The sequence below is a fragment of the Bradyrhizobium sp. SPXBL-02 genome (genome assembly GCF_051853065.1).
Classification (GTDB): domain Bacteria; phylum Pseudomonadota; class Alphaproteobacteria; order Rhizobiales; family Xanthobacteraceae; genus Bradyrhizobium.
Map to the genome: position 1 here is coordinate 2,307,234 of NZ_CP182474.1, position 25,623 is coordinate 2,332,856.

A 25,623-nucleotide genomic window follows, 5' to 3' on the forward strand; every position below is an offset into this window, starting at 1 on the left:
ACGCACGGCGGCTCCGGACGCTGCAATTGCACGATCAACTCCGCGTTCGAGGTGACTGCAAGAGTGGTCCGCTCATGCGAGCGAAGACGAAGCGTTTCGAACAGGTTTCGGTGGCTTTCCGGGCTTGCCAGCGACAGAGGAGTCTGTCCACGTTCTGTCATACCGAACGCAAGTTCGAGCACATTCCTGACTGGCCGACCCTCTTGCGGCCGGTGGCGCCTCTTTCGTCGGCGATCTATCTATGCTTGCAGCTTGGCCGAGCTTGCCGAATTCGTGCGACAACTATGCGCGCGCCACAAGCGTTGTGACAGACCAGGCACGACACGTTTTGAAGCCAGTGCTCTGTTCCCACTAAGCGAATCCGTGGTTGAAGGGCCTGATTCTGGAAGCGCGGTTACCAGATGCTCTCCGGCCTGTAGGCGCGGTGCGCGCGCTGAAACATGGCTGTTGTCGCACCGAATTCACCTGCGCAGATAGAACGAGAAACCTGCTAAGTCTCGCCGCGACTTAGAACCTACCAGCCCCCGCGTAAAGGCGACGCACTTTGTAAGCTTCGGGTTTCTTCTCGTGCCGAGCTCGTCATGGAGGACGGCGAACGAGACCATCTAGCGAATGATTGACGCGCGGCTGGTTTTCCGATGGTCCCGGTCACCAAATGGCTCATGCAGGAGGGCTGTCTGGTACGGATACAGGTAGCATGTTGCTTTACAACCCGGCCGGGTAGTCATGCTGGTTGTTCTGTATGATCCCTCAGCCCTGGCTGAGCTCGGTTATAAAAGCGGGACCGTGGATGCATTACCCAATCGGAGACGAGAAGCTATCGGGATCGTCGCGTGCTCTGGAGTTTAGAGCCTGCAATGCTTCGCATTGCAATCTGCTACCCGAACCACCTCCATTGGGTTGGCGGCTCAATTAGGAGGCATGAATGCTGCCGGACGCGCTATGTGTGTTTCTTGTTGCTGGCCGCGCGTTGCCAACATGAGTGCGTAAAACACGAGAAGAATTAAGAGGCCGCGCATATCTAAGGAGTCCTGAAGCGATGACAATTGTAGAGCGGATAGTATCCGGGTATTTGTGGTAGACGTTGGACCAACAATATTGCGCGGATCTGAAGCGATGTATCAGGCGGCAGACGATTGCCGGGAGCGTGAAGGCGCTAGCATCAGGTCACGATATAGACCTTGCCGGTGTCGATCCGATACAGGCCTCCGACGACCTTCAGTCGGTTCTGCTCGACTGCGCCGCTCAGAATTGGACCTGTCGATTTCAATTTGTTGACGTTATCGATCACATTTTGTCGGGTTGCTTGGGCGATCCCGTCGCCGGCTTGGTCGCGAGATGCTTTCACTGCAGGAGAAAGTGCAGTTACCAGGGATGAAATGTGCCCCGGCGGCCGCTTATCTTCATGGAGCGACTTGATCGTGGCGTCTATCGCACCGCAATGATCGTGGCCAAGTACGAGGATCAGCGGCGTGTTGAGTATGGCAGCCGCGTATTCCATACTGGCGAGCGTATCATCGTTAGCGAAGTTACCGGCCACGCGGCAGACAAACAGATCACCTAATCCGCTGTCGAAGACAAGTTCGGGGACCACGCGGGAGTCGGCGCAGCTCAGAACCGCTGCATATGGATTTTGTCCCTCAACCAAGACCGGCCGCTCGCGGCTGAAATCGTCGGCTCGTGGTGCGCCCTGGACATAACGATCGTTCCCCTTCAGCAACCGATTCAGGGCAGCATCTGGCGAGAGCAGGTTGTTTGGCTTGGGCGGGCCTTTTGCTTCCTTCGCATCGACAATCTTACTGCCGAACCGCAGGAAAACTGTCGAAACAGCGAACAGCAACAGTGACCGGCGCGAACGCGCGTGCCTGGTTAAATGGTACATGTCTTGAGAATGGGCTGCTTTCATGTGTCGCCTCATCGCACGGCCTTACGCCACCCGGTGGCGTCGGCTTCCGCTTCGCTGCAGAGCCAGCGTCCACCGCGCTTCTTCGTCATGTCGAGTTGTTCGTAACCGGGTTGCCCTGGCAGGTAGTAAATGCGGTCGCCTCTGCGCTCGACAGTGCCTTTTATCAGGCACTCGGGCGACGGCGGTTCCGATAGCAAGACGGATCCAAGCAGAATTTCCTGAGCGTCGACCGGAACCGACGTCGCGCCCACGATAATCGTGCCCCGATTGCGGCGAGGCCAGTCCCAGGGCGCGATGAATGCGCCGGACCACAGCCCCGCATTGGCTGTGCTCGCCACCAACTCATAGACAATGTAGGTATGGTGAGATGCACCAGCCGATAGCGCCAAGCCCGAGCGTACCATCCAGGCGTTTACATCCTCGCCTTCGATGAAGCAGCTGCCGAGGGCTCGCCGATACTCATCGACTCTTTCGGTATGACAATCCCACGTTCGCCCATTCGAATGCTTGCTGAGCTCGTCGCGAACAGCTACGCCGCAGGCCCATTTCCGGCCCTGTGCGTCGAGGCAAATCTGATCCGTCTCAGGAGCTTCGATGCCTGAGAGCCGGACGTTTGTTTTCTCGATCTCGATCGTATTGCCGTCGAGGATGCGCGGAGCACCGCTGAGTGTCTCGGCGAAAACCGGAGATGTGATGAGGGCGATCAATACGAACATACTTCCGGGGTGCTTCATCCCGACAATAACCTTTCGCTCCTGATCCATGTTCACGCACGATCCGGTGCCGATACATTCGATTGCTCGACCGCAGATTTCCGTTCGGCTTTCGATGTGTACTTTATGAGAGCCTAGCGTGAGTTCGAAGCTACGACCTGACGCTGCGTAAGGATCAAGAGATTTCTTCCCGTGTGCGTGCGGCGGTATCTTTCGATCATCGACGCCTCTCCTACCCTGAACGTGCTGTACCCTCTGGACCTGAGGAGGAGATCCTCGTGGCGCCGAACTTGAGATGCCGGACAAACCCGAGCCTTGGAAGGCTGTGCTACCTCTTTGCAAAAGTGAGGACCATGAAGCGTCGGTGCTTGCGGCGGAGTCAGGCTTGGAGGAGCAACCTTGCCATGGTTGATGACGACTTCCATCGGCAAACCGGACAGTTCCGACGAGGGCGATGATTCGCCCCAAAAGTCGTGTCACGAAAAAGATTCGCAAAAATGATCTGGTCTGACTCGCTCTGGCCTGTGTAGGCAAAGTACGCGACGGAGTTCAGCCTCAATGCTCGCCGCATAAATGAAGCGTTCTTTCGAGCAAACCGCGGAAATCCGGTACCTTCTTACGCCGAGCCATATGATCGTTGCTACCAATCGCATTGTGGCATTTGGCTCCTCCGCGCTGCACCATAGCTCGTTGGTGCTACCGCCCATACATTTGCACAAGAACTGAATTGTTTATGACTCAGGCAGCGCTACGGGCGGCCGCTATTTGGTCGTGACGGTTCCTGCGATCTCAAGTGGCTTACCCAGGAACGCTAGCATCAGCGCCCGTTTGCTCCAGGAATTGGAACGGCTGCGATATGGAGCCGCGTTTTGCCGTGGATGCTCCGGGCGTGCGCAAGCTGCCCACGTGTTCGGACAATCGCGAGTGCCTTCCTGACGCAATTCAGTGTGAGGGTTCAGTCCACAATACGCGTTTGCCCATGGCGCACTCGGGGCGAATAGCTCTGGTGCGGTTTAGCCGACTCAAGCTACACATCATTCTTCAGCACCTCACTAATAATGGGAATGACATGGTCGCAGTCGTTCGAGAAGTATCGGTCTCTTCTTACGCGCTTGAAGTAGATGGCCAGCTCAGAGCGGAATTCGCAACCAAAGACGGTGCCACGGCAGGTGGAGCAGAACTAAAGAAGCGCTTTCCCAAGCTTAAAATCCGGGTCTATGACGTGCAGACAAACGAGTGCGAGGAAATCTAGGGCCGAGTCAGTGGCGCTCGACGTTCTGCGTACAGCTCCGGAGCTTCCCGGCCTGCGCACTCGCAAATGGGCAGGCGCTCAGCGGGTATGCCGGGCTTGCTACCAGTGTAACTTCCTCGCCCATTTCGTCTCGGCATCGGTTCCTAGTGCCGGGTCAAGGTCGCTACGCTCACGCTCTGGCGCACGCCACGCAGTCACGCGACGTGCGGAGCACACACGCCGAATCGGCCCGGGCCCGAGGCATCCCCAAGCGCTCTAGTGAAGAATGCATGAGAGCTGGTGCCCGCACAACTTGGTTGCTCTCGCTGGGTGGAGTGCAGGCGGGCAAACCACATCTCGCAAACTAGTACGCGCCGCTGAGCTCGACACCTGGCGGAAAAGCGCAATCGTGCTGCTCGACCTTTCCTACGGCGGGCCGAAATGCCGCGAGAAGGGCAGGCGCACTGTTGCGGAGCCGTAAACATCACAACTGCAGACCGCGTATGTCTTGCAGTTGGTACGAGGCGTTCGACCGTACGGCAGCTGCGGTCCGATGTTGCTTTGCGCGACCGTCTACTAAGGCCTTCGGTCTCCTAAGTCTTCCTCTTCCTTTGGCTCGGTGCGTTGGAACCAGGATCCCGGAGGAAATTTAGCGATCCCCTTGGCAAAGGAGGATTGTGGCTCCCAATCTTGGCCTTCGCTCTTCTCGAAAGTGATGACCCCGTTGTGTGTAAAATAACGTGGTCCTTGGAGATCGCAATTCACCAAGAGCAGAATACGCCACAGATCGCCTTTCTCGTTCGGCTTGTCATTCCGCCTCGGTAAGTAGTCTACCCCAACAGGTTCAATGATAGTGCATCGGCCTTGCCCTAGAAGATCGCCGAGCCGGCCTTGCGGCGTAGTCACAAAGTTGAAGTTAGTCGGATCATGCAGAAAGCGAAGATTTGCGTTCCTTTCACCATCTGCGACTTCTCTGGCGATCAACGAGAGCGCTAGGGCGCGCCAGCCCAATTCCATGGGCTTCGCATAGGTTGACGCCAGTTCAGTCGTACCGTCGAGCGCAACTTTCCAGGTGATAGCGTACTGTTCGTCTGATTTGTTGTCTCGGTGCCTGGTCCATGAAACGAAAACATGGTCGTTTTCGCCAAGTTCAACGACGCCCCACGTCTGAGGGACGAACTGTGCCACCTTCGAGACATTGGAGATAATTTGTTCTATCGTCTCACCATCTTGTGCTCGCCAAGTTGACTTGAGTCTTTCGACAAGTGGCATGTCGCTTGCGCGAATAGGGTTGCTCATGGCAGCCGGCCAGGCTAGGCAGATTAGAAGTCCGCCCAAGTAACGCCATAGCGCGGATCTTCCAGACATTCTCTTCATAACCCTCGGCCTATCGCGTTTCATCCGTACATCTTTCAAAGCGGGCAACCTTGAACCTGCTATGAGCGAGCGCAAGAAGTTTACGGAGACGCGACGGGGGCACCCGCGGCTGTCCCGGCGCGGGCAGGAGCTCCCTCTATGTCACGCGCCGCTAACTTCCCTAACCAGCGACAGCGTCAATTGGCCGAGCTGGACATGTCCAGCAGGAGAGACTGGGCATGTCGAGGGGCTTGCATTCTTTGTGCCAGGCAGCAGGCGGAGATTTGCACGGGTTTTATCTCCATCTTGTCGACTTTCCGACCTACGCTCGTTTCGATGTCTCCATTCAGTGTATCGGCCGTAGTTTTGTGCATCCTAGTCCCGCACTCTAGTTTGCGGAAGAGGTGAACGCCCCGATGCCAAGTGCCTGATGAGAAGTGGGAGTGCGTTCGCAGTCATTGAACCGTGTGGTTCGCTATAGTTGCCGTCGGCGTTCGGCCTACATGATGGCGAGGCGAAGCCGACTCGACGAACTTGAAACTCTGGCTGGCACGACAATCAACCTGCTCGCCGCGTATCTTGCTAGATTGCGCCGCTTGCCTTGACCCATTCAATGCGGATCTTCTAGTCGAGGAAATGGCTGGCCAGCGGACGTGCTGGGCGAACCGCTGGAAATCGGAAGCCGCGTCGAATGCATTCTGCTCGAACCAGCGGTAATCCTCCCCGCGCAGGCTGGTTTTGTCCCTTTCATTGATGGGGCGGGGGGCGTCGCCTCAAGGCAGCTCCGATGCTCGCTCCGACATCTGACAAGGACATCTCTGATTGCGACCTGATTATAGAATCCGGATGCACGGTCATTCGCCTAGTAGATGTCGCAGATTAGCCTGGCACATAATCTGAGAGGTTGACGGAAGAGCCCTCCTGCCGATAATCCAAATCGTCGAGGTTCTCCGAATCACACTTGATCCGGAGCTAAGAGGGAAGCCGGTCCAAATGCCGGCGCTGCCCCCGCAACTGTGAGCGGCGAGCTACTGTCTAACGATGTCACTGAAGCCGCACGGCTTCGGGAAGGCCGGACAGCAGCGATGACCAGCGAGCCAGGAGACCTGCCCCGACGATAGATTGGTCCACGGGCGGGGTGTCTCGGTGGTGCGCCAAGCAGCCGTCGCGCCCGCGACTTCCTCTGCCTGCGTCCGCCATGGCCTCCGCCCCCAACAGGGGTTAACACTATGTCTCATCTCTCTCTTCCGGTTGCTACGCTCGGAACGCCACGCATCGGTCCAAGGCGTGAGCTCAAACTGTCTCTCGAGAGCTACTGGGCGGGAAAGATCAGCGAACAGCAATTGCTCGAGGACGCATCCGGCCTGCGCGCAGCGAACTGGGCTCGTCAGAAGTCTCTCGGCGTCACGGTCATTCCGTCGAATGACTTCTCGCTGTATGATCAGGTGCTCGATACAAGTGTTATGGTTGGCGCTATCCCAGAGATCTACGCCTCGAAAGGAGAATCCGTTTTCCTCAAGACGTACTTCGCCATGGCTCGCGGATCACAATGCGACGATCAGGATGCGGGTTGCCGTCTTGGCCCGCGGGGGTCTGGCGCACCCGCGCAGGAAATGACTAAGTGGTTTGATACTAACTACCACTACATGGTTCCCGAGTTTTACAGGGGACAGGAGTTCAGATTTTGCTCTCGCAAACCCATTGAAGAGTATGTGGAAGCAAAGGCTCTAGGTTTTCAAACCCGCCCTGTCCTGATCGGGCCCGTCACATTCCTAAAGCTCGGCAAGAGTGCCGATAGCGCGTTCCAGCCCCTCTCCCTATTGGATGATTTGATACCGGTCTATATCGAGGTTCTGCATGAATTGGCCGAACGAGGGGCAAGTTGGGTTCAGTTTGACGAGCCCTGCCTGGTCCTTGATCTGGACGAAGCGGTGCGAAAATCATTGCTACATGCCTATAACCGCTTCGCAAAGGAGGGACCGGCTATCAGGATCATGGTTGCCAGCTATTTCGGCGACCTAGGCGACAATTTGGATACAGCCTTGAGCCTCCCGGTTTCCGGTCTGCACTTTGATCTGGTTCGAGCGCCAGAGTTGTTGGATCAGATCGTCGCTGTCGGCCGAAGTGATCTCGTCATGTCGCTCGGGGTCATCGACGGCCGGAATGTATGGCGGTCGAACTTGTCGTCGCTCCGTCAGAGGCTGGAGCCCGCGATTGCGAAGCTCGGCAAGCACCGTGTGCAGCTCGCTCCATCCTGCTCGCTGCTTCACGTGCCGGTCGATGTTGAACTCGAGACCGGGCTCGCGTCTGACGTTAAGAGCTGGCTTTCTTTCTCGGTTCAGAAGATGCGCGAGCTTGCGATCCTGGCGCGGGTGCTCGCTGGCGACCAGAATGTCGGGCTCGCTCTAGCCGATTCGGAATGCGCTGTGGCCGCCCGCCGGACTTCGCCGAAGATCCATGACACCAATGTCGCTGCCCGGATGAGGGCGATCGACCAGACGATGCGTCGGCGGGCAAGCCCGTTTGACCGTCGTTCCGAGATCCAGAGGAAACGCTTTGGACTACCAGCGTTTCCCACCACGACGATCGGATCGTTTCCGCAGACCACAGAAGTCAGAAATGCTCGGGCGGCGCATGCGCGAGGCGCGTTGAGCGACGAACAATACGATAGGTTCATCAAGGAGGAGATAACCCGCGCCGTGCGTTGGCAGGAGGACATCGGTCTTGACGTCCTCGTGCACGGCGAATTTGAGCGGAATGACATGGTGCAGTACTTTGGCGAGCAACTCGCCGGCTTCCTATTTACCAGGAAGGGATGGGTACAGTCTTATGGCTCGCGCTGCGTCAGGCCCCCGATCCTGTTTGGCGATGTAGTGCGGTCGAAACCGATCACTGTGGACTGGTGGCGCTACGCGCAATCACTAACTAGCAAGCCAATGAAGGCAATGTTGACCGGGCCGGTGACGATCCTGAACTGGTCGTTTGTTCGCGATGATATTCCTAGAAGCGAGGTCTGCCGTCAGCTTGCGCTGGCGATCCGCGACGAAGTCCGCGATCTCGAGAATGCCGGTGCGGCCATGATCCAGATCGACGAAGCGGCACTCCGCGAAGGATTGCCTTTGCGCCGATCGGAGTGGAAGGCATATCTCGATTGGGCCGGAGAGTGCTTCCGCATCTGCTCATCAGGCGTTACCGATCAGACGCAAATCCATACACATATGTGCTACTCCGAGTTTAACGACATCATCGGTGCGATCGCTGCAATGGATGCGGATGTCATTTCGATCGAGACGTCGCGATCGAAAATGGAGCTACTGGACGCATTCAGAAAGTACGAATATCCTAATCAAATCGGACCGGGCGTGTACGACATCCACTCTCCACGTGTTCCCGAGGCGGACGAAATGAAGGAGCTGCTGGTGCTGGCTCGGACGCGTTTGCAGGAATCGCAGCTCTGGGTCAATCCGGACTGCGGCCTAAAAACGCGCAAATGGGAGGAGGTTCGGCCTGCGCTAACCAACATGGTCGCTGCCGCCCGCGAACTGCGCGCTGCATCCTATCCGCAAAACCATTGATACCGGGCTCGGGTCTGTTCTCGACCAAGCTAATTCGCTTGTGGTCATTACCGTGCTCTATGATCTCGAGGCAAGCCTTGGGGCCAACAAAAAATGCTTGGCCCCACTTAGCGGTCGGCCCGGAGGAACGACGCTGACCGGGCGCGGTACTTGGCCCAGAGAGAATAGCCGACGTTTCATTAAGGCGAGAACATTCGCCGAAAATATGGAATCATATCGACACGTTTACAGTGGGAACGGTTGCGACAGCAATGAGAGGAGCGATGCCGGACGTCAGTGCACGGGCCGATCGCAATCGGTCCGCTCGGGCATGTTTCCCGTCAGGTACTTCTCATTCAAGGAACTCTACATCGTCCGACGAGAGTGTGCCGAAACCAGTTCCTGCCTTAACTCACGCCAATTTATTCTGCGGGATGGCCGCCGCTATCCGAGCCAGATACGCCAATGGGTCGGCTGCACGGCGACGTGCTCTCCGTTATTCGCGTTGACCCATCCGCCGAACACCCGGCGACAAGGAAAGGCCACCCGGTGAATTGAATTGCCCTCGATCACGGCAATCTCCAGATCCTGATCGAAGGGCGGCATGATTTCGAGCCGCTCCCAGATCAAATCGCCATTAGATCCTGGACGAAGTTCATCGCTGCGAGCTGACAAATTCAGACAACCTTGTGAACATTACGAACATCGATTGGCTTCCGCGCGAACAGGCTCTGCCCGAATCGACCGGACGGCGCGCGGTCTCGATGGCGTGAGCCGCGGCAGAGGGCTATCGGCCCTGGCATCGTTGGTACGGAACACGATCCGCTCGCGAGCCGAAATATTTGGAGTTCCGCCGGGAAACAAGGCCTGAGCTTCCGTCGAATCGCTCTGGGTTAGCTCAAGACCTCGGCTGTTGGTATTTGTAACTGTTCTGCACGAGCTAAACTTGTCTGCAGCTCCAGCAATCCGGCCCGCAGCGGGGTAAATGGTCCGGCTTTCTGTCATGTCACGTCCCTTGTTGGGAGACATCTCCGTATTCTGCAGCGTCACCGCGTGGGGTGCGGGCGACCTCAGCCGCGCTCTCGCGCGCGTAGCACGCGCTCCAGCGAGAGCGCGAAGACGCCGGATTCGGTTGACACCATTAGGATGGACGTAGCTTCGCTCGGTGCCCATGATCCGGCCTGTCCGCAGGTCGATAAAGTAAACGCCATCGCAAGCGGCGCAACTTATCACGTGCAGGTCATTGATCCGCGGCTCGGCTGCGCCCGGAAGAAGTCCTAAAAAGTGATCGCTGGTACCCGGACATGAAAGCATCATGGGCTTAAGTCGTTCTTTCCGCCATGCGTCTGACCTTACTAAAGGATCACTTCTATCAGGACGCAGCCGCCGCAGCATTGATGCGGGTCAAAAGGCTGGTCCGTCCGAGTGGTTGAGCTCGAGCGGCCGCTACGTGCCGCAGACGCCCGGGTTGGCAGTCGACATGTCCGAACTCGGGCGTCCGCCAGGGCCTCGCGCTCCCCGCAACACGCCAGTGTGTTGATTTGAGGCGCAACTCACGCTCCATGGGCTACGGCAGCATTTTTCCTCATTGCTCCGTGCACGCGGATGGTCAAACGATTGTTCGCCTTTCATTGTCGGTAGCCTTGCCGGGGCTGATTCCATCCTTAGGTTTTGGCACTGAAATCCTGCGCCTAGGGCTCATCGAAACGTGGGCTGCGACAAGCCTTATGATCGGCTTTGCTGTGGGGGCGGCTGGTGGACCGTCGGATGCAAGATCGGGGTTCCTTGCCTGCTTACGATCGCCTGCGCGTATAGTCCCTCGCCGCCGCATATGAGAAATCCGCGCGCGCGCCTGCGATGATAGTGCATGTTGCCCTCGATCGTCTCTGCGAGACAATCCCCGATCAAAGACGTGAGTTTGCCGGTCGGCGGCATGAGGCTCCTGAGAGGCGCTGCCCCTCGGCTCAAAGCGTCGTGCGATAAGGCAGGTAGGACAGACAGGCCATCCCTATTCTTCGCGAAACAACAAGCGGCTCGCGCCGCGCTGTTACATCTGGATCTATCTTCGGAGGAGCAGACAGACCTCTTGGGGTGCTGCTTGAGGCAGATCAAGTACTCTCGGTGCGAATGGCAGAATAGTGGATAGGGCGAACCACGGGAAGAGAGGGGCATGCCTTCATTTAACGTTCGGTTTATTAAGACCGTTTGTGACGATACTGGCGGCGAGCACCGTGCCTGCCAGGCAGCATTCAAGGTCGATGCCGCCTCCCTGAGTGCTGCTGCTCAGCAGGCGGAAACTGATTTTTGCAAGCAAAAGAGTGTCCGCGATTGGACAGTCTTCGCCGATGTGTTGGAGCTTCGAACCCCACCTGCATTAGCTAATCCGTCCGCATCAGCCTTTCGAGCATCCCGCAAGGACGAGCTCTCATGAGTAAGCAAGGGTTTCGCACTTCCTGAATGTTCCACGGAAGCGGGACATCTTCAGCACCGACCAAGGCTCGTAGTTCACGGGCGCGAGGTTGACCGGCGTGCTCGCCAGTCATGGCATCGCCACGAGCATGCACGGCTTGCTTGCCCGGCGCGACAACGTGTTCGTCGGGCATGCCTATTTGACTCTGTCCGACGCCCGCGTCTCGATCGGACGATGCCTCGCCATTCTACAATGGCCGGCGTCCGCCTTCGAGCCTTGGCGGCGGCGCTCCGGATCAAGCTTACTTCCGGCAGCCGCCATTCCGTGTGGTAGCCTTACTATGGCAGAGGCTCCACTTACACAATCGGCACAGATCGGCAGTCGGTCTATGGAATCTGAAGGCACGGTCAATGCGGGGTAGGCGTGATCTTAAATTCGTACGACCAGTGGTCGAGATTGAAGGAAGTCGTGGTGGGTACGGCCACCAATCATGCGGCTCAAGATCGCGAACTCTCTTGCGATCTGTTCTTCTATATCAATCTTAAGTTTCGCCCGGCGTGGTATTATCCGCGTTCTCTCGTGGGCGGCAGCAGGTACGCAAGCTGGCTCACGGGTCCGCCACCGGATCAAGAACCGCTATCTCGACAAACTGAATGAGGACGTCGAAGGAATTGTGAACACGTTGCGGGAACTTAACGTGACCGTGCATCGACCCGATGACCCGTGCGGTCTCGAAAGGTGACCGATTATTTGCCGGAAGCAATGCGCAGGTGATAGTCGCGCCCGAACCACTCAAAAATAGTTCCCCCGCTTACGACGATGACGATCTGCTGTTGTCCAGTCATTACATAGATATCAACGTCATTTCGGTCCCTCCTGAGGTCGTTTTAGTCAACGACGCCTGCCCCGAACTGGCCCGGTTCCTTGAACACAGTCGCTTTCCGGTCGTCCGGCTCGGCACCGCCATAGGTGGATCTTTGTCGGGGGGCCATTGCTTTACTCTCGACACGGTCCGCGAAGACGGGTCGGAGATTACTTCAAACTAGTACCGCGATAAACGTAATCGTCTGCTTCTCGAGGCGGCGCCTCGTAAAGCCTTTGCTTGGGGGGCCTGATAGCTGGCGAGGGTGTGCTCGCTAGGACTGGTCAGGGTTATGCTGCATCAACTAGTTGCCAGAACCCAAAAATTGTAGCGTAGGTTCCGCAGAGCCGCAAAGTAGCTGAGTCAATTAGATGTACTCTCGCCAAGTTTCAGGTCGACCATCGTCGAGTGCGCCTCTCAGCGGACCCTAAGTTGGGACGTGAACACGCTCACATCTTGCGCCACCATCGTGCCCGTGACGGTCTTGACGTATCAGGACGGGAGCTTTCGAATGTCATTTGATCGTCCAGTGACTTTAAGGAGACTGTTGCTTCGATGTCACCAAACCGATGAACGACCGATCTACGCTCGTGCGACAAGAGACACCACATGTTCGATATCTATTTGAACCAAAGACACGATCTCTTGGTCGTTCCGACAAGCTTTGGGATCCCCGCGGGATTGGACGGCAATTGGAAGATAAAGAAGCGGGCGGTTCGTTCCGTGAGCGACGTCATTCGTCAAGATGTACAACAGCGTGGTTACCACCGACGTCGTTTGATCTCGTACCGGTCCAACGCGACACTTGAGACCTCGTCACACTCCTAGTCAACGCAGCTATCTGATGCTGAATCGTTCTTCGGAAACGTCGGGCAGGATGTGGCCGATGCCGTCGAAAGCGTTGCTTACCGCGGCGACAGGAGGCGGGTGTCGCGCATTGGGCTTAAGGAGGAAGCTTTCGTTTGAAGGCGGGGCACGCCTCTGGAGCTTACCGCAAATTTGGCGTTATCGGGCTTTTCCTCGGGTCAATGGCGTGTGCGTGAGTTTTCTGCTGTCTATACTGAAGATAGTGGCCAGCTTGTATGAAGCGCATCGCAGGCCGCGCGCCCCAAGTCGGTATCTTCGGCCAAAGCTGATGCGGGAAGCCGGGTGCTGGATCCTCACCGAGGAGGGAAGGGAATGTCTTGAGACGCTCCAACACTTAGATCGGTATGCTATGCAGGCGTAGGTTGAGCGAGAGATCGCCCAAACAGCCGAAAGCTGAGCAACCCCTTTGACTTCGCAGCTGGGAACGAACGCGGGCAGAAAGCGCCCCACGGCAAGCGATTGAGCCCACGTAAACCGCTACCGCCGTGACGGCCAGCCGATCTCCTAGCTGATGGTGATTTACTCAACTAGATCTTGAAGTTCACATTTTGAGATAGTGGCGTGTAATGGGTATTGCGAAGTTGTTCAACGCGGCGAGGGGATATTGGCTTGATTTTAATCTGAGGGATGGAGAAATGCACATCAGCGTGGTCGAGCCGGTCGGCTAAACTGATCTCTCGGTTGGCTTACTCATTCTAGAGAGTGTCAATTGCTTAGCTGCGAATAGAAGGGCGTCGATTGGAAAGTTCTCAGAGCGCGAGGTGTATGTGAAGTTTACAGTTCCACAGCTATACTAGCCCAGACGTCTCGCGTTTGGAAGGCATGACCAAGCTATACCCTGGCGCCACTCCTATCATATTGTCTATTTTTTGCGGTCGTCGTGTCGTGAAAACTATGCTACAAGCCGCTCCTCTCAAAAGGAGCATTCATCGTGAAGAAAGCAACCAAGAAACGCGTTAAGCGGCGCGAATGGACGAGGGCAGATATCAAGGAGCTCAAAGTCCATTCGAAGGCCCGAACCCCGGTCATAAAAATAGCAAAGATGACCAAACGCAGCATCGGTGCGCTCCGCCAGAAGGCCTTGCATCTTGGAATCGGACTCGGACATCAGCGGTAGTTTTGAGCAGCGCTGGTACTGGCGCGATAGGGCGGCTCGCTGGGCCGCCCTCAGTACCCATAGAAATTTTGTCGGAACTGAGAGAGTGTTTGGATGGTGTTTCACTGTCGCGGTGGGAGCTCCAGCATCCTCACATTATTGACGGACTATCTCAGACGTGGTCTCAACGGTTGTGACCAATTGGCAGTGAAGACATTGTCTTGGTGATGGCCTCGTCAAGGATCTCCCACACGAACGGCCGATCCAGTGTGTTGACCGACCAACGGCGGCGCTCACTGGAGGTAGCGTCTGGATCGATCCCGCGCTGAGAAGATTGCTGCGTCCTGCCATGTGTGATGTCCGCGATATGGTCTGCTTCTTTGCAGCACTCCGCTCATATGCCGAAATTGTTTGTGTATGCCGAGCCTCAGCAAGGTGCATGTCGCAGTTACCTCTTCAATGCCCCAGCGCATGCATCTTCTATACGTAGCAACCTTCCATGTGCCGCGCGCGGTCTTTGGCAAACCTCCGTATAGGTCTTTTCAACCTTCCCATATTCACAGTCAATCTTCGTGCAATTGAGCTGTTGCTTGATTTCGCTTTATCGGTCGAATAATCGGGGAAGCGATTGCAGTCATCGTTCTGTGATCCCGCCCGATCGGGACTGAACGGGTCTCAAGTCATGAGTGGCAGACAAAATTCTTGTCCTTTCGACACTTGGTACGTAAGCGGTCGCCCCCATGTGATCCGGCGGCCGGCTTTGTTTCGCCCAATCGAGCTAGCGCCGACAGATGGCGCTTGCCAAGCACGAGTGTCTGAATGATGAGCGAACGTCTCGGTCGTTCATCTGAGGTGTGCTTTCTCCTTGGACTTCCACGATCCGGGACCACACTCCTGGCGCATTTGCTGCAGCTCCATCCAGACATTGTGGCTCCGCCCGAACCCTGGTTGATGCTGGCGCTTGAAGCATTTGGCAAGGTGGATCGGCGTCATCCGGCCGGCAGCTCACTAATTGAGGCCGCGACCTCCGAATTCTTGGGACGGATAGATCGCATGATTGTTAGCCGCGCTTTTGCAGATGCAGCATACGATCAGTATCTGGCAAAAGCGGGCAAGCGCATCATCTTAGATAAGACACCACGCTATTGGACAGCACTTGAATTTGTTGAATCCGTCTATCCGGAAGCGCCACACATCCTTCTGATGCGCAATCCCTACGCGATCGCCGCTTCACTGAAATCGACGTGGGGCATCCCACTGCGGGCAGAAAGCGCGCAGCCGGTCAGCGTATCCAGTCTCGCTGATCTCATGCTTCGACTGCCCGATGGCATAATATCTTCACTGGCCGATTTGGTTTTGGGTCTTCCTAGGCTCGCCGCGCAACGTATTCGGTCGCGGACTCATTTGGTGCAATACGAACTGCTCGTGGCGCACCCGGACGAGGAAATCCAGCGTCTGCTGACAGCACTCGGCTGTGATCCAGGAGGCGTCGCATCGGTAAGCATGGGACGAGCAGATTATCTTCGGTCCAGCAGCATTGGAGACCGAAAAATCCTGGAACGAAACACCATCGACGAAAGCTCTGTCAAATCATGGCAATCTCAATTGAGCGTCGAAGAGATGCAAACTGTGACCGATCTGGTCGGTGCCGAGCTTTTGGTAGAACTCGGGTATGAGCGGGAACTGCTGCATGCCGAGAAAGCCGGAGTTCTGGACAGGGGACGCGAAGTAACCGAACTTTATCGTCGGATATTCCGAACCTGGTGGGATTTGCGAAGTGCCAAGGCGGGAGGACTGTCCAGCTTATCTCACGCTGGAGAGTCGGCCCACAATGCTTGGAACATTTCGGAGAATCGGGACGTGGCTATCGAGATGTTGCGAGGCGAGGTCGCGCGGCTTGAGCAGATCCTCAGGATCTCCTAAGGAGTCTGAATGCTTGTGATCAAGCCATGCTGGTTGATTTAGCAAGAGTAACCGGCGCGCTGATCTCCCGATCAGGTGTGCCGCACGCGCCGGCCGTACGAGCAATGCGATATGCTGCCACGTCCGAAGTCTGCTGTCGAACCGGGCTTGGCCTCATTGACAAGCCATGCGCCTTCACCGGCCGTTTCTGCCGCGGTTGTTCCCCGCTCTAGGCTGCTGCAGCTATAGAGCGGCGAAGAACAGAGATCCTGCACCGAAAGCAAGATATATGCTGCCAAAACATTTGCACCGTCTCGAAGCTGAATCGATAGAAATCATGCGTGATGTGGTCGCCGAGTTCAAAAGGCCCGTCATGCTTTACTCCATCGGAAAAGATTCGAGCGTTTTGCTACACCTTGCGATCAAGGCGTTCTATCCGGCAAAACTACCTTTCCCCCTGCTTCACGTCGATACGACCTGGAAGTTCCGCGAGATGATCAGCTTCCGAGACGCGACAGCCAGGCGGCTCGGCCTCGACCTGATTGTCCATGTCAACGAGGACGGCAGTGCGCGTGGGATCAATCCGATCGATTCCGGCTCGGCGCTCCACACCCAGGTGATGAAAACGGACGCGCTGAAACAGGCGCTCGACCTCCACGGATTCGATGCCGCCTTTGGCGGAGCCCGGCGCGATGAGGAAAGGAGTCGCGCAAAAGAACGGATACTCTCCTTCCGTTCGGCCGGACATGTATGGGACCCCCGTAACCAACGTCCGGAGCTCTGGAGCCTGTTCAACACACGGATTCGCCAGGGCGAGACCATGCGCGTGTTTGCGATGTCAAACTGGACCGAGCTCGAGGTGTGGGAATACATCATGATCGAGAAAATTCCGGTCGTTCCGCTCTACTTCGCAAAACGAAGACGGATAGTGCATCGAAATGGTGCGATGATCATGGTTGACGACGAGCGATTGCCGCTTAACTGCGACGAGACGCCGGAAATGCGGATGATCCGCTTTCGCACCCTTGGATGTTATCCTTTGAGCGGGGCTATTGAATCCTATGCGACGACGATCGAAGATATCGTCGCAGAAATGCAGACCGCGACCGTGTCTGAGCGCCAGGGGCGCCTGATTGACACCGATGAAGCCGCTTCAATGGAGAAGAAGAAGCGGGAAGGCTACTTTTGATGTTTACAAAACCGACAGCGGAACCGGTGCCGGCCCCGACGAAGGATCAGCTGCGATTCATCACATGTGGCTCGGTGGACGATGGCAAATCGACGCTGATCGGCCGATTGTTGCACGACAGCAAGATGATCTACCACGATCAGATCACGGCGCTAGAACGCGACAGCATCAAGTACGGTAGCACCGGGGATAACATCGACTTCGCGCTGCTTGTGGACGGCCTCGAGGCCGAACGGGAGCAGGGCATTACGATCGATGTTGCCTACCGCTTCTTCACTACGCCGCGGCGCTCCTTCATGGTGGCCGACACTCCGGGCCACGAGCAGTATACCCGCAATATGGCTACCGGCGCCTCGCAGGCCCAGCTCGCCATTATCCTGCTCGATGCCCGCAAAGGCGTGATGGTTCAGACGCGCCGCCACTCCTTTATCTGTGCGCTTCTCGGTATTCGTCATATCGTGCTGGCAGTGAACAAGAACGATCTTGTCGCATACGACAAGGAGTGCTTCGACCGGATCGTCCGTGACTATATGACCTTCGCCGCCGGTCTCGGCTTCACCTCGATCGTTCCGATCCCAATCTCGGCCCGCTACGGCGATAACGTCGTGGACCGCTCCGCGCGTGCCAACTGGTATCGTGGTCCCTGCCTGCTTGAATATTTGGAGGGCATTGACATCCAGTCTGGCACCGCAAGCCAGGCTTTCCGCTTTCCGGTACAATGGGTGAACCGGCCAAACCCGGATTTTCGGGGCTATGCCGGGACGGTCGCTTCCGGGAGGATCTCGGTGGGGGATGAGATCATTGTCGCCACGTCGGGACGGACCACGCGCGTCAAGCGGATCGTGACCCACGGTGGCGACCTTATCGGCGCCGAAGCCGGGGATGCGGTGACCATTACACTGGAAGACGAAATTGATATCGGCCGTGGCGACATTCTGTCCCGACCGGACGATCAACCGAAGGTCGCCGACCAGTTCGCTGCTTATGTGATTTGGATGGACGAGGAGCCGCTCGCTCCCGGACGCAATTACATCCTGCGGATTGGATCGCAGACGATTTCCGGCAGCATTACCGAAATTCGGCATCGGATCGACGTCAACACTTGTGAGCATCTGGCCGCCGGGATGGTTTCGTTGAACGAGATCGCCTTCTGTAATGTTGCGACCACAATGCCCGCGGTATTCGATGCTTACGATGTCAATCGGAAGACCGGATCATTCATCTTCATCGATCGTTACACCAATCGGACGGCCGGCGCCGGCATGATTGCCGCTCCGCTACGGCAGACCGCCAATATTGCTAGGCAAGCGCTATCCGTGGATAGGGGGGAGCGTGCCGCGCTCAAGAATCAGAAGCTTGCGTCATTTGGTTCACCGGCCTGTCTGGCGCGGGAAAGTCGGCTATTGCCAATCTCGTTGATCAAACGCTGTTCGCGATGTCGCGGCATACAATGCTGCTGGATGGCGACAACCTCCGACACGGATTAAGCTCGGATCTGGGCTTCTCGGAGGCGGACCGCGTGGAGAACATTCGGCGTGTCGGTGAAGTTGCCAAGTTGATGGCGGAGAGCGGCTTGATTGTGATCTGCTCGTTCATCTCGCCCACGAGAGCCGAACGGGAGAGGGTGCGCATCCTGGTTGGCAAGAAAGAGTTCATAGAAGTCTTTGTCGATACGCCGATCGAGGAATGCGAGCGGCGAGATCCGAAAGGGCTGTACTCAAAGGCGAAATCAGGCAACATAAAGAACTTCACCGGAATCGACGCGTGCTACGAAGCACCAGAAACACCGGATATTCATCTCAGGACCATTGAGCAGAACCTAGAGCATTCAGCGAAAGCGGTAGTGGACGTCTTGATAGCGCGCTCAATTCTTGATGGTTAGATGTCCTCGCGCCACGTCAATTCGCACAATAGCCTGCTGGCGCGGCACAGGCGATCTGGCTCAGGCGGGTCCTGCCGTAGAACGTTTCGTTCGAAAGGAACACAATGGTCGCACCCACTCGTGTACTGCCAGCTTCCGATTATGTGCTCGAAGTGGATGGCCAATTCAAAACCGAGTACGCAAGCAAGGATGGAGCATGGTCAGAAGCGGTGGAGCTCAAGAGACGCCGTCCCATGCTGCAGATCAAAATCTACGATGCGGTGAGAAAGGCCAGAGAGGAAGTCCGACTTCCTCTAGGTTGAGTGTTTGCTTGGCGCTCTTGCTGCGCGTGCGGCGAAGGACACGCCGAGCTGCCCTTCAAGCCGAGCCGGGGGCACGAATCGGCTGGCTTCAATCTCCCACATGGTCCGAAGCTCGGGGCGCGATTTTCCGGGCTGGCTATCCGGCGAGCCTGGGCTTACTCCAGGTATATTGACCAATCTGAAGCGAGCATCGGTCGCGATCCATCCTGTCGTGGCCTATGGTAACGTCCGGCAAGCTTGCTTCCTTTTGGCCGCCGCTCGTAGGCGAACACCGTCGGCGTACGCCCAGTACCTTCGCATCGCGAGGCAACGCTGCCGCGAACATTAGCCATCCTGCGTTAAGGAGCTCCGTCGCGTGTTAGCGTCATGCTCCGGTCCGCCCTCCCATCGTTGCTTGCCATGAAGGCGGCAATTGACGCGGCAGAAAAGGAAAGGGAGCTCATCGCTGGCAAAGCGACAAAGAATGATCTCTCGATGAGCCGATCTGGTCAGCCATCGACGCGCTTGACCGCAATGAAGACGGCGTAGAACGCGAGTGCACATCAACGAGCGGGCATGCGGAGTAATCAAAGCGAGCAGAACGGATCGGAAGTGACTATCGTCGAACTAGAGTGCCTCATGGGCGAGGTACTAGCGCTCACCGCTGATGATGCATGGCTCGCCAGCTCAAGCGTTTGGACCGCTGTAAATCACGGTGCCTTGACCGCCGCCATGATCGCTCGGTGAGAGGTCCCGCGGCGAGCGACGTGTAGCGCGAACAATGGATGCAGCCGACCTAGCGGTCGATTTGAGAGATGGACACGCGTCGCCACTCATTTGAACGCGGTTCGACGCCTCCTAGCAAATCAGGACAATATGCTCTGTCGCACGGCCGCTCGCCGAAAGGTCTCGCACTGATCCTTGCTAAGCGGCCAGCATCCAGGATCGCTCGATCGCCATCAAGTTGAGGCTCGACTGCGGGCGGCAAAGTTCGCCCTATTCAAAGGACCTGATAACAGCAAAGCGATGCAGGAGTGATCTTGCCGGCACCGCGGAGAAGCTCCGAGCATATGGCGCTTTGGCCTGGATGGCACGTAAACGGGACGACTAGCCCCAATTCGGTCCGGCCCGCGCTTGCAGGCGGAATGCTTGCGATAGGTCAAAATTGAACTCTTAACGTTCAATCCGCGCTGTGAATCCTCTGTCCTCTGCTGCTTACGTCAGCTTGTCGCCGCCAAATAGGATTACGTCACGAAAAATTCACGTGAGAAAATCCCAGGAGAGGGTTGAACCGCCCGTAACGTCAAGTTGTACGATCTTCGAAATCGACAGCCATCAGGATCCGAGATTCTCCAACCAGCGACGGAGTGCAAATGTATCAAGTCCCAAGCAACGCATTAGACTCCCGCTGCAAACCATGATTATCGAGTGTGCCTTGCGTTGATCATGCGGGCACGTGGACTCCTGTCTCATCGCCTGGTTAGCGTAAAGAGTGCCTGACCGGACAGGCTCGCACGTAAATCGTCAGCCGACTGGCGCTTCATAGCTGCAAGAGGGCGACCGCGCTCAAGCTTGCACATACGTCACAGTGGATGAGAGCGTTAGTACGTCGCCGGTTGCGACCGAGCGTTTAGTGCCAAAGGAAAATTCAGAGGTCTGAAGGGCCTCAATGAGGAGCTTTGTGAAACATCGCTCTCATCCGCGATGAGATAGGGAGGTTGTCATCCGACAGCCGTTAAGGCCGCGGACATGAAGCGGGTCTGCGATACATGCCGCTTCATTCGAAGCTGTTGATGAGGAATGGGACGCGCGCCCCAGCGCTCCCTGCTGTGCGTACTCCAGGTCATCGACCAATACAATGTTAGGAGGAATGGTTTGACAAGACAGCGGTCTTTGCTGACGCCTGGTCCACTATCGTTATCGCTGGCGGTTAGGAGCCAGATGCAGCTTGATCTCGCGTCTCGCGATGACGAGTTCAAGGAGGTGACCGCCTGCATGAGGCGGCTGATGCTCAGCTTGCTGGGAAACGCTGAGGAATATTCGGTAGTCCCTATTCAAGGAGGTGGCTCCTTTGCAATGGAGGCGGCCCTCTCTTCATTTGTGCCCCGAGCCAACAGGCCGCTCGTTTGCGTAAACGGCATCTATGGCGAGCGCATTCTACAAATGCTGCGGCTGTGGGGTGTCGAAGCGCTGAAGCTTGTCAAGCGCGCGACCGATCCTTTGGATCCGGAAGAAATCGGTGAGTATCTGAGCCGAAATCACGGCGTTACGCACCTGTGTTTCGTGCATTGTGAGACGACAACCGGAATTGTCAATCCGCTGCACGAGATCGTGGAGGTAGCGAGGCGACGTCGCGTAAAGACCATCATCGATGGGATGAGTTCCTTCGGCGCCCTCAATATCGATCTGAGCCAGCGTGGACCTGACGTGCTGGTCACATCGAGCAACAAGTGCATAGAAGGGCCACCGGGAGTAGCGTTTGTCATCGCCTCGCGCGAGCTACTGGAGAATGCGACTCAAGAACCGAGATCGTTTGTGCTCGATGTGAGAGATCAATGGCGCTCGCTCGAGCGCACGGGTGAGTGGCGGTCGACCCCTCCAACCCACGTCGTTCAGGCAACGACAATGGCTTTGAAGATTCTGTACGAGGAAGGCATCGATGCGAGGCGCTTCAGGTATGAGAAGGTTAGAGACGACCTCATCAAGGAACTCGAAGGGATAGTGGCTCCGCTATTGTCCCCCGAGTTGCAGTCCCCGGTCTGTATTGCGTTCAGTGCGCCACCCGGAATAGTGGACCAGCCAGCATTCGATGGGCTGTATCGCCACTTGGCGGCCCATAATCTTTACGTCTACTCGAAGCTGCATCTTGCGACGCGGAGCTTTCGCATCGGTTGCATTGGGGAAATCCAATCCAGCTGGATTGAGCAGTTGGGATGCGCCTTTCGTTCATATTTCCGATCCGGTCAGGCTCGGTCAGCACGGCCGGCGTCGGGCCTAGAGGCATATGGGGCGCGCCTAAAGATACCGGCTCAAGCAGCTGGAGAGCGGCAGCTGCGGCTTTCCGCCGAGACTGCTGTTCTGCATGCGGGCTATCGACGCGACCCGGTGACAAAAGCCGTCGCAGTGCCGATTTACCAGAATACGGCTTATGAACTCGATGGCGATCTAAATCACATCGCCGACGTCTACAACGTCAAGGCGGATGGGTTCACCTACACCAGGATTATCAATCCGACGACCCGCGCGCTGGAGAAGCGCTACGCCGCTGTCGACATGGGCAGCGACTCGCTCGCTGTTGCGTCAGGTCAAGCGGCGACGTTCCTTGCTATCATCAACCTTTCAAGTGGCGAAGTAGGGGACAATATCGTTGCCTCTCCGTATCTATATGGCAATACCTGGAACCTGCTCCACAACACCTTAAAGCGTTTGGGAATCAGCGTGAGGACAGCAGATCCCCGAAGGCCCGAGACCTTCGAACGTGCCATTGATGATCGCACGATTTGCCTGTTCGGGGAGGTAATTTCGAATCCGTGTCTGATTCCGCTCCCCGTCAAGCAACTGGCGGAAATCGGCCGAAGGTACGGCGTGCCTCTGGTCGTAGACAATACGACGACGCCAATGGTATGTCGGCCGTCAGACCTGGGCGCTGCAGTTACGACCTACTCTGCAACAAAATATATATCCGGTCATGGCACGACCCTCGGCGGACTAATCGTTGACAGCGGAAAATTTAGCTATCGGGGAGCCTCTCGCTTTCCCTTGTTCAACGGTCCCGACGAAGCGCATGGCGGAATTGTCTGGCACAACGCCGTGCGCGATGTCGATGATCTGGGAAAGAGCGAGTTTCTTCTCAAGGCTCGCATGACCTGGTTGCGTGATACGGGCGCAGCTATCGCCCCGTTTGCGAGCTTTCAACTGATCCAAGGCCTTGAAACGCTGCCGCTCCGCATGAAGCAGCACTGCGCGAATGCCAGGATCGTCGCCGGCGTTCTGAAGGAGCATCCTAAAGTGCGTCGCGTCTTTTACCCGGGACTCTTTGAAGGCGCCGATCGGGAAATCGTCGAGCAGACACTCAACACCGCATACGGGTATGGGGCGATGGTCATGTTCGAAGTGGAAGACGAACTGGCCGGGCGTAAGTTCATCCAGAACGTTGATTTGATGTATCACGTTTCCAATGTGGGAGATGCCCGCACGCTCGTGACTCATCCTGTCTCGACGACCCACACCACTGTCCCGCGGGAAAAGCGCGAAGCGGCCGGCATATTTGGCGGCTCAATCCGACTTTGTGTCGGCATCGAAGATGTTAACGACATCTTGCGCGATCTGGACAAAGCGCTTTCCGCAATCTGACAACCTGCAAGGCGATCAGGAAGAGGTTCTCATGAATCATGCAGACGCTTGGAAACTGAGGTCATCACGCTATGAGGCCGTTCAATTCAGTCGGGAGATCAATAAGCAGCTTTCGGAGCTAAGGCCGGACAACATCACGGGGGCCGCCTACATTGTGAAAGATTACGCTGTCATCACAGCGTTCACGCTTGCGACCGTGTCTGTCTCGTGGTGGCTCTATCCGCTGGCCGTTCTCCTGATTGGTGCCTATCAGCGCGGATTGACAACCATCGCTCACGATGCGGCTCACCGCACGCTCGCGAAGAACACGACCTGGAATTATGTCCTGGGCATTCTGTTCGCTTCCTATCCCTTGTTCCAGCGCCACTGGGCCTACCGGATCTCCCATGTCTACTTGCATCATCCTTATCTCGGCGACCCGGACAAGGATCCCGACCTGAAGTTTTTCTTGGCCAGCGGCGTCTACGATGTGAAGCCTCCAGAGAAATACGCTTTCAACATCATCTGGAAGCCGATCTTCGGCGGCGCGACAGTGGCGTATCTGAAGTATCTTTGGACTAATCGGTTTTCGATCGAAGAGACCGAAGATCAGAGCCGCTCAGGCATACTTGTCGACAGGTATGGCTTCTATCTGTTCTGGTTCAGCATCCTGGCCGGGTCATACGCTCTTGGTCTGCTCCATGTCGTCGTCCTGTTTTGGATCGTGCCCTATCTCACCACGTTTCAGGTTCTCGGCTGGTTTATCGAACTCGCTGAGCACTCACCCATGTGCGAAACAGAGACGCAGAACGTCTATCTCACCAGGAATCGGAAAGGAAGCTTCCTCGAACGAGCCATCCTAGGGCAGAATCTCGATGAGTACCACCTTGAGCACCACCTTTCACCCGGCATCCCGTTTTGGCTGTTGCGCAAGGCTCAGAAAATCCGAATGCAGGATCCGAACTACGCGAAGGTCGCCGCCACCTGGGGCGGGCTCTTTGTCGCGGGGCCTCAAGGTCAGCCTAGCGTCATAACTCAGTTGAAAGAGCGAAATCGACGGCTGTATGAGCAGTCCGTTGCCGGCGTTCGCACGCGAGGCGAGGTGGCGTGAGGTTGCAACAGCCCGAGCGCACCCAAGCCGTTGTCGCCGTCACTTCGAACCGTCTTCTGGTCGATGGTGTGCATCGCGACTGGTTACGACGCAAGTACGTGCAGGCACTCCATCGTCATGCGGGAGTGGCTTGCGTCGTATTGCCGACCGTCGACGCGGAAGATGCTAGGGACGAAGTCGCCCCGGCCATCATGCGCCGGCTCGACGGTCTGGTCTTGACAGGGGATGAATCGAACGTGGACCCCGCCGTTCTGTCAGCGCCCGCGTCCTTTGTGGATTTTGATCGGCAGGATGTTGAGGCTGGGATCCTTGACCGTCCGCGGGACAGGCTCTCTGCCGCAGCCATAGAGAGCGCCATCGCCCTCGGAATGCCTATTCTGGGCATCTGCCGTGGGCTTCAGGAACTCAACGTCTATTTTGGCGGCACACTCCGCCCATCGCTTGCGGAGTGGAGGCGAGAAAGCGGCGCCATGCATGCCGAGAAGCCAGATCGTCCCAGGGACCGTCAGTACGATGCCGCGCACCCCGTCAGGATATCATCCGATGGCGCACTCTTTCCAATCGCGCGGATGATCGAAGCGCAAGTCAACTCGCTGCACAATCAAGGCATTGAGACGCTTGCCCCAGCGCTGAGGGGCGAGGCGTGGGCGCCTGACGGTCTGGTCGAGGCAGCTTCAGTGATTGGCGCTCCGACGCTGCAAATCGGCGTGCAATGGCACCCCGAATGGCACGTCTCAACCGACCTCCTCAGCAAGCAACTGTTCAAAGCATTTGGAGAGGCGTGTGTTGGGTACTGCCGGACTAAGAACGGCTAGAGGCAGATCGTGATATTGCAAACGAAACGCGGCTCGCGCGAGCCGAAGGGGCCGCCCTCCGAAACCGACGCACGCGCCTGGGCTTCCGAGAGCTCCGCCCGGCCTCGCGGGCACAA

General features: G+C 56.9%; 14 protein-coding genes, 2 pseudogenes and 1 riboswitch. Of the genes and pseudogenes, 12 read left to right on the forward strand and 4 right to left on the reverse strand.

What is annotated here, in order from left to right; translation table 11 throughout:
• Positions 1-1,162: 1,162 nt before the first annotated feature.
• Together ACNJYD_RS10485 and ACNJYD_RS10490 are read right to left on the reverse strand one after the other, a co-directional pair.
• The gene (locus ACNJYD_RS10485; protein WP_439366265.1) at positions 1,163-1,906 is read right to left on the reverse strand and encodes a carbonic anhydrase; all 744 of its coding nucleotides are present in this window, start codon (positions 1,904-1,906) and stop codon (positions 1,163-1,165) included.
• Positions 1,907-1,914: 8 nt separating this feature from the next.
• Positions 1,915-2,670 carry a thermonuclease family protein gene (locus ACNJYD_RS10490; protein ID WP_439367456.1) on the reverse strand — a complete coding sequence of 252 codons (756 nt, stop codon included), beginning with the start codon at positions 2,668-2,670 and terminating at the stop codon, positions 1,915-1,917.
• Positions 2,671-3,688: 1,018 nt separating this feature from the next.
• Here ACNJYD_RS10490 and ACNJYD_RS10495 point away from each other — a divergent pair.
• Entirely contained in the window at positions 3,689-3,871 is a 183-nt protein-coding gene (locus tag ACNJYD_RS10495) for a hypothetical protein (RefSeq protein ID WP_439366266.1), read from the forward strand.
• 555 nt (positions 3,872-4,426) lie between these two features.
• On the opposite strand, the gene ACNJYD_RS10500 is transcribed toward ACNJYD_RS10495, so the two are convergent.
• Positions 4,427-5,149, reverse strand: a complete 723-nt coding sequence (locus tag ACNJYD_RS10500) for a nodulate formation efficiency C protein (RefSeq protein WP_439366267.1) — start codon at positions 5,147-5,149, stop codon at positions 4,427-4,429.
• 983 nt (positions 5,150-6,132) lie between these two features.
• A riboswitch (cobalamin riboswitch) is annotated at positions 6,133-6,334 on the forward strand.
• Positions 6,335-6,435: 101 nt separating this feature from the next.
• Here ACNJYD_RS10500 and metE point away from each other — a divergent pair.
• A complete protein-coding gene (gene metE / locus ACNJYD_RS10505) occupies positions 6,436-8,781 on the forward strand; it encodes a 5-methyltetrahydropteroyltriglutamate--homocysteine S-methyltransferase (protein WP_439366268.1) in 2,346 nt (781 codons plus the stop codon).
• A gap of 423 nt (positions 8,782-9,204) precedes the next feature.
• Here metE and ACNJYD_RS10510 read toward each other — a convergent pair whose 3' ends face one another.
• Positions 9,205-9,366, reverse strand: a complete 162-nt coding sequence (locus tag ACNJYD_RS10510; protein WP_439366269.1) for a hypothetical protein — start codon at positions 9,364-9,366, stop codon at positions 9,205-9,207.
• Positions 9,367-10,930: 1,564 nt separating this feature from the next.
• Between ACNJYD_RS10510 and ACNJYD_RS10515 the strand changes: the two genes are divergently transcribed.
• The 10 genes and pseudogenes from ACNJYD_RS10515 (at position 10,931) to ACNJYD_RS10560 (ending at position 25,507) form a co-directional block, all read left to right on the forward strand.
• Complete coding sequence (locus tag ACNJYD_RS10515; protein ID WP_439366270.1) at positions 10,931-11,191, forward strand: hypothetical protein; 261 nt, start codon at positions 10,931-10,933, stop codon at positions 11,189-11,191.
• A 37-nt stretch (positions 11,192-11,228) separates the two neighbouring features.
• A pseudogene (locus ACNJYD_RS10520) lies at positions 11,229-11,505 on the forward strand (IS3 family transposase); the annotation flags it as partial.
• 381 nt (positions 11,506-11,886) lie between these two features.
• Entirely contained in the window at positions 11,887-12,216 is a 330-nt protein-coding gene (locus ACNJYD_RS10525) for a hypothetical protein (protein WP_439366271.1), read from the forward strand.
• A 1,614-nt stretch (positions 12,217-13,830) separates the two neighbouring features.
• The gene (locus ACNJYD_RS10530) at positions 13,831-14,016 is read left to right on the forward strand and encodes a hypothetical protein (protein ID WP_439366272.1); all 186 of its coding nucleotides are present in this window, start codon (positions 13,831-13,833) and stop codon (positions 14,014-14,016) included.
• 798 nt (positions 14,017-14,814) lie between these two features.
• Positions 14,815-15,918 (forward strand): sulfotransferase family protein, encoded by a 1,104-nt coding sequence (locus tag ACNJYD_RS10535; RefSeq protein WP_439366273.1) that lies wholly within the window; start codon positions 14,815-14,817, stop codon positions 15,916-15,918.
• A 268-nt stretch (positions 15,919-16,186) separates the two neighbouring features.
• Complete coding sequence (gene cysD, locus ACNJYD_RS10540) at positions 16,187-17,086, forward strand: sulfate adenylyltransferase subunit CysD (protein ID WP_439366274.1); 900 nt, start codon at positions 16,187-16,189, stop codon at positions 17,084-17,086.
• Positions 17,086-18,968: pseudogene (cysN, locus tag ACNJYD_RS10545) on the forward strand (sulfate adenylyltransferase subunit CysN). Before cysD ends, cysN begins: the two are co-directional and overlap by 1 nt.
• 2,222 nt (positions 18,969-21,190) lie before the next feature.
• Positions 21,191-23,602, forward strand: coding sequence for a 2-aminoethylphosphonate--pyruvate transaminase (locus ACNJYD_RS10550; protein WP_439366275.1), 2,412 nt, complete (start codon positions 21,191-21,193; stop codon positions 23,600-23,602).
• A gap of 31 nt (positions 23,603-23,633) precedes the next feature.
• Positions 23,634-24,692: a dhydrorhizobitoxine desaturase gene (rtxC, locus tag ACNJYD_RS10555; protein ID WP_439366276.1), complete on the forward strand. Its 1,059-nt coding sequence runs from the start codon at positions 23,634-23,636 to the stop codon at positions 24,690-24,692.
• Positions 24,689-25,507, forward strand: a complete 819-nt coding sequence (locus ACNJYD_RS10560; RefSeq protein WP_439366277.1) for a gamma-glutamyl-gamma-aminobutyrate hydrolase family protein — start codon at positions 24,689-24,691, stop codon at positions 25,505-25,507. Before rtxC ends, ACNJYD_RS10560 begins: the two co-directional genes overlap by 4 nt.
• Positions 25,508-25,623 lie beyond the last annotated feature (116 nt).

Coding starts and splice junctions, on each gene's coding strand:
- ACNJYD_RS10485 (WP_439366265.1), bottom strand. CDS start 1,906: ATGAAAGCAGCCCATTCTCAAGACATGTACCATTTAACCAGGCACGCG.
- ACNJYD_RS10490 (WP_439367456.1), bottom strand. CDS start 2,670: ATGGATCAGGAGCGAAAGGTTATTGTCGGGATGAAGCACCCCGGAAGT.
- ACNJYD_RS10495 (WP_439366266.1), top strand. CDS start 3,689: ATGGTCGCAGTCGTTCGAGAAGTATCGGTCTCTTCTTACGCGCTTGAA.
- ACNJYD_RS10500 (WP_439366267.1), bottom strand. CDS start 5,149: ATGAGCAACCCTATTCGCGCAAGCGACATGCCACTTGTCGAAAGACTC.
- metE (WP_439366268.1), top strand. CDS start 6,436: ATGTCTCATCTCTCTCTTCCGGTTGCTACGCTCGGAACGCCACGCATC.
- ACNJYD_RS10510 (WP_439366269.1), bottom strand. CDS start 9,366: ATGCCGCCCTTCGATCAGGATCTGGAGATTGCCGTGATCGAGGGCAAT.
- ACNJYD_RS10515 (WP_439366270.1), top strand. CDS start 10,931: ATGCCTTCATTTAACGTTCGGTTTATTAAGACCGTTTGTGACGATACT.
- ACNJYD_RS10525 (WP_439366271.1), top strand. CDS start 11,887: ATGACCCGTGCGGTCTCGAAAGGTGACCGATTATTTGCCGGAAGCAAT.
- ACNJYD_RS10535 (WP_439366273.1), top strand. CDS start 14,815: ATGATGAGCGAACGTCTCGGTCGTTCATCTGAGGTGTGCTTTCTCCTT.
- cysD (WP_439366274.1), top strand. CDS start 16,187: ATGCTGCCAAAACATTTGCACCGTCTCGAAGCTGAATCGATAGAAATC.
- ACNJYD_RS10550 (WP_439366275.1), top strand. CDS start 21,191: ATGCAGCTTGATCTCGCGTCTCGCGATGACGAGTTCAAGGAGGTGACC.
- rtxC (WP_439366276.1), top strand. CDS start 23,634: ATGAATCATGCAGACGCTTGGAAACTGAGGTCATCACGCTATGAGGCC.